Origin of the sequence: Lederbergia citrea (assembly GCF_018343525.1) — a bacterium.
Taxonomy (GTDB): Bacteria; Bacillota; Bacilli; order Bacillales; family Bacillaceae_C; genus Lederbergia; species Lederbergia citrea.
Window position 1 is genome coordinate 67,634 of sequence record NZ_JAGYPH010000006.1, and the last position, 9,518, is coordinate 77,151.

Annotated in this window: 21 protein-coding genes; all 21 read right to left on the reverse strand. The window is 41.7% G+C overall.

Features of this window, described 5'->3' with window-relative positions; translation table 11 throughout:
* From rplO to rpsJ, 21 genes are read right to left on the reverse strand one after another with little or no spacing between them, the layout of a single operon-like run.
* The gene (gene rplO / locus KHA88_RS20125; RefSeq protein WP_213100027.1) at nt 1-441 is read right to left on the reverse strand and encodes a 50S ribosomal protein L15; all 441 of its coding nucleotides are present in this window, start codon (nt 439-441) and stop codon (nt 1-3) included.
* Between the two features lie 31 nt (nt 442-472).
* A complete protein-coding gene (rpmD, locus tag KHA88_RS20130) occupies nt 473-655 on the reverse strand; it encodes a 50S ribosomal protein L30 (RefSeq protein WP_213100026.1) in 183 nt (60 codons plus the stop codon).
* A gap of 13 nt (nt 656-668) precedes the next feature.
* A complete protein-coding gene (rpsE, locus tag KHA88_RS20135; RefSeq protein WP_213100025.1) occupies nt 669-1,169 on the reverse strand; it encodes a 30S ribosomal protein S5 in 501 nt (166 codons plus the stop codon).
* A gap of 23 nt (nt 1,170-1,192) precedes the next feature.
* Nucleotides 1,193-1,555 (reverse strand): 50S ribosomal protein L18, encoded by a 363-nt coding sequence (gene rplR / locus KHA88_RS20140; protein WP_213100024.1) that lies wholly within the window; start codon nt 1,553-1,555, stop codon nt 1,193-1,195.
* A gap of 32 nt (nt 1,556-1,587) precedes the next feature.
* Entirely contained in the window at nt 1,588-2,124 is a 537-nt protein-coding gene (gene rplF, locus KHA88_RS20145) for a 50S ribosomal protein L6 (RefSeq protein WP_213122738.1), read from the reverse strand.
* A gap of 30 nt (nt 2,125-2,154) precedes the next feature.
* Nucleotides 2,155-2,553 (reverse strand): 30S ribosomal protein S8, encoded by a 399-nt coding sequence (gene rpsH / locus KHA88_RS20150; RefSeq protein WP_213100022.1) that lies wholly within the window; start codon nt 2,551-2,553, stop codon nt 2,155-2,157.
* Nucleotides 2,554-2,582: 29 nt separating this feature from the next.
* Nucleotides 2,583-2,768: a 30S ribosomal protein S14 gene (gene rpsN, locus KHA88_RS20155; protein WP_066145251.1), complete on the reverse strand. Its 186-nt coding sequence runs from the start codon at nt 2,766-2,768 to the stop codon at nt 2,583-2,585.
* A gap of 24 nt (nt 2,769-2,792) precedes the next feature.
* Nucleotides 2,793-3,332, reverse strand: a complete 540-nt coding sequence (gene rplE, locus KHA88_RS20160) for a 50S ribosomal protein L5 (protein WP_213100021.1) — start codon at nt 3,330-3,332, stop codon at nt 2,793-2,795.
* 26 nt (nt 3,333-3,358) lie between these two features.
* Entirely contained in the window at nt 3,359-3,670 is a 312-nt protein-coding gene (rplX, locus tag KHA88_RS20165) for a 50S ribosomal protein L24 (RefSeq protein WP_213122739.1), read from the reverse strand.
* Between the two features lie 41 nt (nt 3,671-3,711).
* Complete coding sequence (rplN, locus tag KHA88_RS20170; RefSeq protein ID WP_213100019.1) at nt 3,712-4,080, reverse strand: 50S ribosomal protein L14; 369 nt, start codon at nt 4,078-4,080, stop codon at nt 3,712-3,714.
* Nucleotides 4,081-4,122: 42 nt separating this feature from the next.
* The gene (gene rpsQ / locus KHA88_RS20175) at nt 4,123-4,386 is read right to left on the reverse strand and encodes a 30S ribosomal protein S17 (RefSeq protein ID WP_213100018.1); all 264 of its coding nucleotides are present in this window, start codon (nt 4,384-4,386) and stop codon (nt 4,123-4,125) included.
* A gap of 20 nt (nt 4,387-4,406) precedes the next feature.
* A complete protein-coding gene (gene rpmC, locus KHA88_RS20180; RefSeq protein WP_213100017.1) occupies nt 4,407-4,610 on the reverse strand; it encodes a 50S ribosomal protein L29 in 204 nt (67 codons plus the stop codon).
* Nucleotides 4,600-5,034 carry a 50S ribosomal protein L16 gene (gene rplP, locus KHA88_RS20185; protein ID WP_213100016.1) on the reverse strand — a complete coding sequence of 145 codons (435 nt, stop codon included), beginning with the start codon at nt 5,032-5,034 and terminating at the stop codon, nt 4,600-4,602. Before rplP ends, rpmC begins: the two co-directional genes overlap by 11 nt.
* Nucleotides 5,035-5,036: 2 nt before the next feature.
* Nucleotides 5,037-5,693 (reverse strand): 30S ribosomal protein S3, encoded by a 657-nt coding sequence (gene rpsC, locus KHA88_RS20190; RefSeq protein WP_213100015.1) that lies wholly within the window; start codon nt 5,691-5,693, stop codon nt 5,037-5,039.
* A gap of 3 nt (nt 5,694-5,696) precedes the next feature.
* Nucleotides 5,697-6,038, reverse strand: a complete 342-nt coding sequence (gene rplV / locus KHA88_RS20195; protein ID WP_213100014.1) for a 50S ribosomal protein L22 — start codon at nt 6,036-6,038, stop codon at nt 5,697-5,699.
* A gap of 18 nt (nt 6,039-6,056) precedes the next feature.
* The gene (gene rpsS, locus KHA88_RS20200; protein ID WP_213100013.1) at nt 6,057-6,335 is read right to left on the reverse strand and encodes a 30S ribosomal protein S19; all 279 of its coding nucleotides are present in this window, start codon (nt 6,333-6,335) and stop codon (nt 6,057-6,059) included.
* A 60-nt stretch (nt 6,336-6,395) separates the two neighbouring features.
* Nucleotides 6,396-7,229: a 50S ribosomal protein L2 gene (rplB, locus tag KHA88_RS20205; protein ID WP_213100012.1), complete on the reverse strand. Its 834-nt coding sequence runs from the start codon at nt 7,227-7,229 to the stop codon at nt 6,396-6,398.
* A 37-nt stretch (nt 7,230-7,266) separates the two neighbouring features.
* On the reverse strand, nt 7,267-7,551 hold the full coding sequence (gene rplW, locus KHA88_RS20210; RefSeq protein WP_249306345.1) for a 50S ribosomal protein L23: 285 nt from the start codon (nt 7,549-7,551) through the stop codon (nt 7,267-7,269).
* Complete coding sequence (gene rplD / locus KHA88_RS20215) at nt 7,551-8,174, reverse strand: 50S ribosomal protein L4 (protein ID WP_213100011.1); 624 nt, start codon at nt 8,172-8,174, stop codon at nt 7,551-7,553. Before rplD ends, rplW begins: the two co-directional genes overlap by 1 nt.
* Before the next feature lie 29 nt (nt 8,175-8,203).
* On the reverse strand, nt 8,204-8,833 hold the full coding sequence (gene rplC, locus KHA88_RS20220; protein ID WP_213122740.1) for a 50S ribosomal protein L3: 630 nt from the start codon (nt 8,831-8,833) through the stop codon (nt 8,204-8,206).
* Nucleotides 8,834-8,868: 35 nt separating this feature from the next.
* Nucleotides 8,869-9,177 (reverse strand): 30S ribosomal protein S10, encoded by a 309-nt coding sequence (rpsJ, locus tag KHA88_RS20225; protein WP_213100009.1) that lies wholly within the window; start codon nt 9,175-9,177, stop codon nt 8,869-8,871.
* Between the last annotated feature and the right edge of the window lie 341 nt (nt 9,178-9,518).

Sequence of the window (9,518 nt, forward strand, 5' to 3'; positions counted from 1 at the left end):
TTAAATCACCTCAGTTTTACCGCCGGCAGCCTCAATCGCCTCTATAGCAGCAGAGGAGAATTTGTTTGCTTTTACAGTAAGCTTTTTCTCGATGTTGCCTTTAGCAAGAATTTTGATTCCTGACTTCTCGTTACGTACAACACCTGTTTCGATAAGAAGTTCTGGAGTTACTTCAGTACCGTCTTCAAAGCGATTTAATGCGTCAAGGTTCACGACTGCAAATTCTTTGCGGTGAATGTTTGTAAAGCCGCGCTTTGGCAAACGTTGGAATAAAGGAGTTTGACCACCTTCAAATCCTAGACGTACACCGCCGCCAGAACGTGCATTTTGCCCTTTATGGCCCTTACCGGCTGTCTTGCCGTTACCTGAACCGATGCCTCGACCAACGCGATTGCGTTCTTTGCGGGATCCTTCAGCAGGTTTTAGCTCATGAAGTTTCATAGTTGGCACCTCCTTATTATTCATAAATAGATTACTGTTCTTTTACAGTGACTAGATGAGAAACTTTATTGATCATACCGCGGATTGAAACATTGTCATCATGTTCTACTGTTTGATGCAATTTGCTTAATCCAAGCGCTTTGACAGTTTCACGTTGGCCTTCAGTACGACCAATCAAACTTTTAGTGAGGGTAATTGCTAATTTCTTCGCCATTATGATTCCCTCCTTAACCTAACAGTTCTTCTACTGATTTATTACGTAATTTTGCTACGTCCTCAGCACGTTTAAGATTTTTAATACCTTCGATTGTCGCACGAACCATATTAATTGGTGTGCTTGAACCAAGAGATTTTGAAGTAATATCAGCAATACCAGCAAGTTCAAGTACCGCACGGACTGGTCCACCTGCGATAACTCCAGAACCTGTGCTTGCAGGTTTTAGTAAAATTTGTCCACCGCCGAAACGGCCGATAATTTCGTGAGGAATTGTTGTGCCCACAATTGGAACAGCAACCATATTCTTCTTCGCATCTTCAATTGCCTTACGGATTGCATCTGGAACTTCCTGTGCTTTTCCAGTACCAAAACCAACATGGCCATTTTTGTCGCCGACAACTACAAGCGCGGTAAAGCGGAAGCGACGTCCACCCTTTACAACTTTAGCTACACGATTAACTGTAACTACGCGTTCTTCAAGTTCAAGTTTGTTAGCATCGATTTGACGCATCTATTATGTCCCTCCTTTTTCGATTAAAATTCAAGGCCGTTTTCACGTGCTGCATCTGCAAGAGCTTTAACACGTCCGTGGTATAAATAACCTCCACGGTCAAAAACAACTGTTTTAACACCTTTTTCAACTGCACGCTTCGCGATTAATTCGCCTACTTTTTGAGCCGCTTCAACATTACCTGCAGACTCGATGTTTAAATCTTTATCAAGTGTAGAAGCGCTAGCTAATGTTACGCCATTTTCATCATCGATTAATTGAGCGTAAATGTTCTTGTTAGAACGATACACATTCAAACGAGGACGCATTTCAGTTCCACTTAACTTAGCTCGGACACGTGCGTGTCTTTTTTTGCGCACTTTGTTCTTATCTTGCTTAGTGATCATTACGAGTCACTCCTTTCAGTGCCTAAGCGGCATTATTTACCTGTCTTACCTTCTTTGCGTCGAACGTTTTCGCCTTCGTAGCGAATTCCTTTACCTTTATATGGCTCAGGTGGACGTACTGCACGGATATTAGATGCTAAAGCACCAACTTTTTCTTTATTGTAACCTTTAACAATGATCTTAGTGTTAGCTGGAACGTCAACTTCAACGCCTGCTTCCGGTTCAAACTCAACCGGGTGAGAGTACCCTACGTTCAAAACAAGTTTTGTACCTTGTTTTTGTGCACGGTATCCAACACCAACAAGTTCAAGTGTTTTTTCGTAACCTTTAGAAACGCCTTCGACCATGTTTGCAATTAGGGAACGAGTTGTTCCATGAATAGAACGGTGTTCCTTTGCTTCAGATGGACGAGTAACGTTGATGATGTTATCTTCGATAGCGATAGCCATATCAGAATTGAATGTATTTGTTAATTCACCTTTAGGCCCTTTGACAGTCACTGTCTGTCCGTCCATTGTAACTGTTACGCCTTCAGGAATTTCAATTGGTTTTTTACCAATACGGGACATTTCTTTGCACCTCCGTTCTTCAGAAGAATATTACCAAACGTATGCTAGTACTTCTCCGCCAACTTGTTTCGCTCTTGCTTCTTTATCAGACAAAACGCCTGTAGAAGTAGAGACAAGTGCGATACCGAGTCCGTTAAGTACTTTAGGAACTTCATTAGCTTTTGCGTATACGCGCAGACCAGGTTTGCTGATGCGCTTAAGGCCAGTAATAACTCGTTCGTTATTTGCACCGTATTTAAGGAAAATACGAATGATGCCTTGTTTGTTATCTTCGATAAATTCCACGTCGCGGACGAATCCTTCACGTTTAAGAATTTCAGCAATCTCTTTTTTGATGTTGGAAGCAGGAACCTCCAGCTTTTCATGTCGGACCATGTTCGCGTTGCGGATGCGTGTAAGCAAATCTGCAATTGGATCAGTCATAACCATTTATATTTACCTCCTTCCCAATTTCGGTCTTACCAGCTGGCTTTTTTAACGCCAGGAATTTGACCCTTATATGCCAGTTCACGGAAACAAATACGGCAAAGTTTAAATTTACGAATTACGGAATGTGGACGACCGCAACGTTCGCAGCGTGTGTATCCTTGCACTTTAAACTTCGGAGTACGTTTCTGTTTCACGATCATAGATTTTTTAGCCACGTTTTCGCCTCCCTTATTTAGCGATTACTTTTGGAACGGCATTCCAAATGCAGTCAGTAGTTCACGAGCTTCTTCGTCTGTATTCGCAGTTGTAACGATAACAATGTCCATACCACGAATCTTGCTCACTTTATCATAATCAATTTCAGGGAAGATGAGCTGTTCTTTAACGCCAAGTGTATAGTTGCCGCGGCCGTCGAATGCTTTTTTCGAGATTCCACGGAAGTCACGTACACGTGGAAGTGATACGGAAACTAACTTGTCAAAGAACTCATACATACGCTCTCCGCGAAGAGTAACTTTAGCGCCGATTGGCATACCTTCACGTAGGCGGAACCCTGCAATTGAATTTTTTGCTTTTGTTACAACTGGTTTTTGACCTGTGATTAATGTCAATTCTTCAACAGCATTATCCAAAACTTTTGCGTTTTGTACAGCGTCGCCGACACCCATATTGATAACAATTTTCTCTAATTTAGGTACTTCCATTACGGATTTATAGTTGAACTTGCTCATCAGAGCAGGAGTAACTTCTTTTTGAAATTTTTCCTTTAGGCGGTTCATGTAGTGTACCTCCCTTCATCTAAGAACTATTTATCTAAAGCTTCACCTGATTTTTTAGCTACACGTACTTTTTTGCCATTTATATCTTTAAAACCAATTCTAGTTGGTTCGTTTGTTTTAGGATCCAGCAGCATAACGTTAGAAACATGGATTGCAGCTTCCTTGCTGATGATTCCGCCTTGTGGGTTATCTTGTGATGGCTTGGAATGTTTTTTAACAACGTTCACACCTTCAACAAGCACACGGTCTTTCTTCGGAAAGGCAGCTAATACTGTACCAGTTTTCCCTTTATCCTTGCCAGTGATGACCATTACTTTGTCACCTTTTTTAACATGCATTGAATCGCACCTCCTTGAGTGACCGAATCATAAAAATTTAATTAAAGAACTTCTGGAGCTAATGATACGATTTTCATGAAGTTGTTATCACGAAGTTCGCGGGCAACAGGTCCGAAGATACGAGTTCCTCGAGGAGCTTTATCATCACGGATTATTACACAAGCATTTTCATCGAACTTAATGTAAGAACCGTCTGCTCGGCGAGCACCACTTTTTGTTCTTACGATTACAGCTTTAACAATTTCACCTTTTTTGACAACGCCGCCTGGTGTTGCTTGTTTTACTGTACAGACGATTACATCGCCAATATTTGCAGTCTTACGGCCTGAGCCACCTAAGACTTTAATCGTTAAAACTTCACGTGCACCAGAGTTGTCAGCCACTTTTAAACGAGATTCTTGTTGAATCATCTAGTTTACCTCCCTTCGGAAAGCTTAAATCCGAAACAATTATTAAATAATGACTGCTTTCTCAACAACCTCTAATAGACGGAAACGTTTAGTTGCTGATAGCGGACGAGTTTCCATGATACGAACAACATCGCCAATTTTTGCTTCGTTTTGCTCATCATGAGCTTTGAATTTTTTAGAGTACTTTACGCGTTTGCCGTATAATGAATGTTTCTTGTAAGTTTCAACCATAACAGTAACGGTCTTATCCATTTTATCGGAAACAACGCGTCCTGTATAAACTTTACGCTGGTTGCGTTCACTCATTCTGCAAACCTCCTCTCTGTTTATCGATTGTTAACTTCAAGTTCTCTTTCACGAATCACAGTTTTCGCACGAGCGATCGCTTTGCGAACTTCGCGAAGGCGGGCAGTGTTTTCAAGTTGCCCTGTTGCTAATTGGAAGCGAAGGTTGAATAATTCTTCCTTCAACGATTTTACATTTTGTTCAATTTCGGCAGTGGTCAAGTCACGGATTTCATTAGCCTTCATTACGTTCACCACCAATTTCTTCTCGTTTTACAAACTTACATTTAATAGGAAGTTTGTGCGCAGCAAGACGAAGCGCTTCACGTGCCACCTCTTCTGATACCCCAGCAATTTCAAACATGATCTTGCCAGGCTTTACTACTGCTACCCATCCTTCAGGAGCACCTTTACCGGAACCCATACGTACTTCAAGAGGTTTAGCTGTATATGGTTTGTGAGGGAAAATTTTAATCCAAACTTTACCGCCACGTTTCATGTAACGAGTCATTGCTATCCTTGCAGCTTCGATTTGACGATTAGTGATCCACGCAGCTTCAACAGCTTGCAAACCATATTCACCAAACGATACTTCTGTGCCGCCTTTAGCACGACCACGCATTTTTCCACGGTGTTCGCGACGATACTTAACGCGTTTAGGCATTAACATAATTATTTTCCTCCTTCCGCAGACTTTTTCTTTTCTGGAAGGACCTCTCCACGATAAATCCATACTTTAACGCCGAGCTTGCCGTAAGTTGTATCTGCTTCAGCATGTGCATAATCGATGTCAGCGCGAAGTGTATGAAGTGGAACTGTTCCTTCGCTGTAATGTTCAGCACGAGCAATATCCGCTCCACCTAGACGGCCGGATACTTGAGTCTTAATCCCTTGAGCTCCTGCACGCATTGTGCGTTGGATTGCTTGTTTTTGTGCACGACGGAAAGAAACGCGGTTCTCAAGTTGACGTGCAATATTTTCAGCAACTAATTTAGCATCAAGATCTGCTCTTTTAATTTCGATAATATTGATGTGTACACGTTTATTTGTTAGTTGGTTCAATGCTTTACGCAATGCTTCAACTTCACTTCCACCTTTACCGATAACCATGCCAGGCTTGGCAGTGTGGATTGTAATGTTGACGCGGTTTGCAGCACGCTCAATTTCAACGCGTGAAACAGAAGCATCAGCCAAACGTTTTGTTATATATTCACGAATCTTAATGTCTTCGTGTAATAATGTTGCGTAGTCTTTTTCAGCGTACCATTTGGATTCCCAATCACGGATAACGCCGATACGCATACCGATTGGATTTACTTTTTGACCCACGAATTATCCCTCCTTCTTTTCTGATACCACGATTGTAATGTGGCTTGTGCGTTTGTTGATCTGGCTCGCACGGCCTTGTGCACGTGGACGGAAACGTTTCATTGTTGGACCTTCGTCAACAAATGCTGCTGACACTAGAAGGTTGTTAATATCCATGTCATAGTTATGCTCTGCGTTTGCGATAGCAGAATTCAATAGTTTTTCTACGATTGGGGAGGCAGCTTTTGGTGTTAATTTCAAAATCGCAACTGCTTCGCCCACTTGCTTTCCTCGAATAAGATCAACTACTAATCGTGCTTTACGAGGAGCAATTCGCACTGTTCTTGCAACAGCTTTAGCTTGCATCAGGATGCCCTCCTCTCATTAGCGTCTTGTTTTTCTATCATCTGCGGCATGACCTCTGTATGCGCGCGTTGGTGCAAATTCACCAAGCTTGTGGCCTACCATATCTTCACTGATATATACAGGTACATGTTTGCGGCCATCATAGACTGCAATTGTGTGTCCGACAAAATTCGGGAAAATTGTGGAACGACGAGACCAAGTTTTTACTACTTGTTTCTTCTCGCCTTCATTCAACTTCTCCACTTTGTTCATCAAATGCTCATCTACAAAAGGCCCTTTTTTCAGGCTACGACCCATGGTTGAACCTCCCTTCGTGATTGCGCTACGGTTCCTACTATGAACCGTAGGTCAATCCCGTTATTTTTTACGGCGGCGTACAATGAATTTATCCGACTTGTTGGTTTTTTTGCGTGTTTTGTAACCAAGTGTTGGTTTGCCCCAAGGTGTAACTGGAGATTTTCGGCCAATTGGTGTACGACCTTCTCCACCACCATGCGGGTGATCGTTCGGGTTCATAACAGATCCGCGTACATGTGGACGTTTGCCCAACCAACGAGAACGGCCTGCTTTACCAATGTTGACAAGTTCGTGCTGTTCGTTGCCTACTTGGCCAATTGAAGCGCGGCAAGTTGCAAGAATCATTCGAACCTCACCAGAGTTTAAGCGTACAAGCACATATTTTGTTCCTTCTTTACCAAGAACTTGTGCAGATGTTCCTGCAGAGCGAACTAATTGTCCACCTTTTCCTGGTTTCAACTCAATATTGTGCACTACTGTACCAACTGGAATGTTTGCAAGTGGAAGTGCATTACCTACTTTAATGTCAGCCTCAGGACCAGACATTACTTCCATGCCCACTTTCAAGTTTTTCGGTGCTAAGATGTAGCGTTTCTCACCATCAAGATAGTTGATGAGTGCAATGTTTGCGGAACGGTTTGGATCATACTCGATTGTAGCAACGCGTCCTGGTATACCATCTTTAATGCGTTTAAAGTCGATAATACGGTATTGACGCTTATGACCACCGCCGCGATAGCGAACTGTAGTTCTACCTTGGTTGTTACGGCCGCCTTTTCTATGAAGAGGCTGTAATAAAGATTTCTCTGGTTTATCAGTAGTGATTTCTGCGAAATCCAAAGCTGTCATATTACGACGTCCGTTTGAGGTAGGTTTGTATTTTTTGATCGCCATTTTTTTCCCTCCTCTACTTTTTTAAATGCCTTTTATATTAAACTTCAAAGAATTCGATTTCTTTGCTGTCTTGAGTTAAAGTAACGACTGCTTTACGGCGTTTATTTGTATATCCGCCGAAACGGCCCATACGCTTAAACTTACCTTTGTAATTCAATACGTTAACTTTTGCGACTTTAACGCCGAAGATGCTTTCAACCGCATCTTTCACTTGTGTTTTATTCGCCTTTACGTCTACTTCAAACGTATATTTTTTCTCAGCCATAAGATCAGTAGATCGTTCTGTGATAACGGGGCGCTTTAGAACATCACGTACATCCATTATCCAAGCACCTCCTCTACTTTTTCAACTGCGGCTTTCGTAATGATCAATGTATTGTGCCCTACAACATCCAATACATTGATGTTGCCAGCGTCAATCACTGTCACTCCTGGGATATTTCTTGCAGAAAGTGCTACGTTCTCGTCAAGTGTTTCAGTAACAACAAGAGCTTTCTTGCCTACTGGAAGGCTAGCTAGAACATTAGCAAAATCTTTCGTTTTTGGTGCATCAAAAGATAAAGTTTCTAATACTAGTACGCTTTCTTCCAACACTTTTGTGGATAGTGCTGATTTAATTGCCAAGCGACGTACTTTCTTAGGAAGCTTATAGCTATAGCTGCGTGGAACCGGTCCAAATACTGTACCACCGCCGCGCCATTGTGGGGAACGAATAGAACCTTGACGAGCACGTCCTGTTCCTTTTTGACGCCATGGTTTACGTCCGCCGCCGCGTACTTCCGAGCGATTTTTTACTTTTGATGTTCCTTGTCTTAATGAAGCTTGTTGCATAACGATAGCTTCAAACAATACATGATTGTTAGGTTCAATACCAAAAACAGATTCATTCAGGTCGACTTCTCCAACCTTGGATCCCGCTTGGTTATATAATGCTACTTTCGGCATTCCTATTTCCTCCTTTCTTCAACTACTATTTATTTCACTTTAATTCCTGTTTTAATTTCAAGCATTGCTTTTTTAGGTCCTGGAACGTTACCTTTTACCAAAATCAAGTTGCGTTCTGCATCAACTTTAACAACTGGCAAGTTTTGAATCGTGATTCTTTCTCCACCCATACGTCCTGGCAACAATTTCTGTTTGAAAACGCGCGCTGGATCTACCGGGCCCATTGAACCTGGTCGACGATGGAAACGAGAACCATGAGTCATAGGTCCACGTGATTGTCCGTGGCGTTTAATAACACCTTGGAATCCTTTACCTTTTGAAATTCCTGATACATCTACTAAATCGCCTTCTGCGAAAATATCAACCTTGACTTCTTGACCAACTTCGTACTCGTCTAAATTAACTCCGTTAAATTCACGGATGAAGCGCTTAGGAGCAGAGTTTGCTTTAGCAAAGTGTCCTTTCGCAGGCTTGTTCGCAAGCTTCTCGCGCTTGTCTTCAAATCCAAGCTGGACTGCTTCATATCCATCAGTTTCAACTGTTTTCTTTTGAAGAACTACGTTTGGAGCAGCTTCGATTACTGTTACAGGGATTAATTCACCATTTTCAGCAAAAATCTGCGTCATACCGATCTTTCTTCCTAAGATTCCTTTGGTCATGAGTCACACCTCCTGTTTCAAATTCAATTTATTAATTAAAGTTTAATTTCAATGTCAACGCCAGATGGCAGGTCCAATCTCATCAATGAATCTACAGTTTGTGGTGTAGGGTTGATGATATCAATTAGACGTTTATGTGTGCGCATTTCAAATTGCTCACGTGAATCCTTATATTTGTGCACCGCACGAAGGATTGTGTAAATAGTTTTCTCAGTTGGCAATGGAATCGGCCCTGAGACATTTGCACCCGAACGTTTTGCTGTTTCAACGATTTTTTCCGCTGATTGATCAAGAATTCGGTGATCATACGCCTTTAATCTGATTCGAATTTTTTGTTTTGCCATTACTTTCCCTCCTTTTCGCCTATTTTTAAAATAGACATACTCCATGGAAATTTCCCACACACTCGCCATGGCAAAGCGGCCGGGTGTGTCAGCAACCTTCCATTTCATTGCTGTCAAAGACCAACATTGTCTATTATACAGAAAATATAAAGCAGATGCAATATTATTTAAAACATTTCTTTACACTTTCGCACCCATAAGATTATACATAGATTTCGGCATGAAATCAAGGGTTTGGATAGATTCAGAATATATAGTTTACCATACTGAATTACAACGAATATATTATAGAAGAAAAGTAATAAACAACAAAAGAAAAAGCAAATGGATCGTCATCCATT

Bases quoted from the DNA above. Each gene is read 5' to 3' on its own strand.
- rpsE (WP_213100025.1), bottom strand. From the start codon at position 1,169: ATGCGTCAAATCGATGCTAACAAACTTGAACTTGAAGAACGCGTAGTT.
- rpsJ (WP_213100009.1), bottom strand. From the start codon at position 9,177: ATGGCAAAACAAAAAATTCGAATCAGATTAAAGGCGTATGATCACCGA.
- rplP (WP_213100016.1), bottom strand. From the start codon at position 5,034: ATGTTAATGCCTAAACGCGTTAAGTATCGTCGCGAACACCGTGGAAAA.
- rplW (WP_249306345.1), bottom strand. From the start codon at position 7,551: ATGGATGTACGTGATGTTCTAAAGCGCCCCGTTATCACAGAACGATCT.
- rplO (WP_213100027.1), bottom strand. From the start codon at position 441: ATGAAACTTCATGAGCTAAAACCTGCTGAAGGATCCCGCAAAGAACGC.
- rpsS (WP_213100013.1), bottom strand. From the start codon at position 6,335: ATGGGTCGTAGCCTGAAAAAAGGGCCTTTTGTAGATGAGCATTTGATG.
- rplE (WP_213100021.1), bottom strand. From the start codon at position 3,332: ATGAACCGCCTAAAGGAAAAATTTCAAAAAGAAGTTACTCCTGCTCTG.
- rpsH (WP_213100022.1), bottom strand. From the start codon at position 2,553: ATGGTTATGACTGATCCAATTGCAGATTTGCTTACACGCATCCGCAAC.
- rplV (WP_213100014.1), bottom strand. From the start codon at position 6,038: ATGCAAGCTAAAGCTGTTGCAAGAACAGTGCGAATTGCTCCTCGTAAA.
- rplB (WP_213100012.1), bottom strand. From the start codon at position 7,229: ATGGCGATCAAAAAATACAAACCTACCTCAAACGGACGTCGTAATATG.
- rplC (WP_213122740.1), bottom strand. From the start codon at position 8,833: ATGACCAAAGGAATCTTAGGAAGAAAGATCGGTATGACGCAGATTTTT.
- rplF (WP_213122738.1), bottom strand. From the start codon at position 2,124: ATGTCCCGTATTGGTAAAAAACCAATTGAAATTCCTGAAGGCGTAACA.
- rplD (WP_213100011.1), bottom strand. From the start codon at position 8,174: ATGCCGAAAGTAGCATTATATAACCAAGCGGGATCCAAGGTTGGAGAA.
- rplX (WP_213122739.1), bottom strand. From the start codon at position 3,670: ATGCATGTTAAAAAAGGTGACAAAGTAATGGTCATCACTGGCAAGGAT.
- rplR (WP_213100024.1), bottom strand. From the start codon at position 1,555: ATGATCACTAAGCAAGATAAGAACAAAGTGCGCAAAAAAAGACACGCA.
- rpmD (WP_213100026.1), bottom strand. From the start codon at position 655: ATGGCGAAGAAATTAGCAATTACCCTCACTAAAAGTTTGATTGGTCGT.
- rplN (WP_213100019.1), bottom strand. From the start codon at position 4,080: ATGATTCAACAAGAATCTCGTTTAAAAGTGGCTGACAACTCTGGTGCA.
- rpmC (WP_213100017.1), bottom strand. From the start codon at position 4,610: ATGAAGGCTAATGAAATCCGTGACTTGACCACTGCCGAAATTGAACAA.
- rpsQ (WP_213100018.1), bottom strand. From the start codon at position 4,386: ATGAGTGAACGCAACCAGCGTAAAGTTTATACAGGACGCGTTGTTTCC.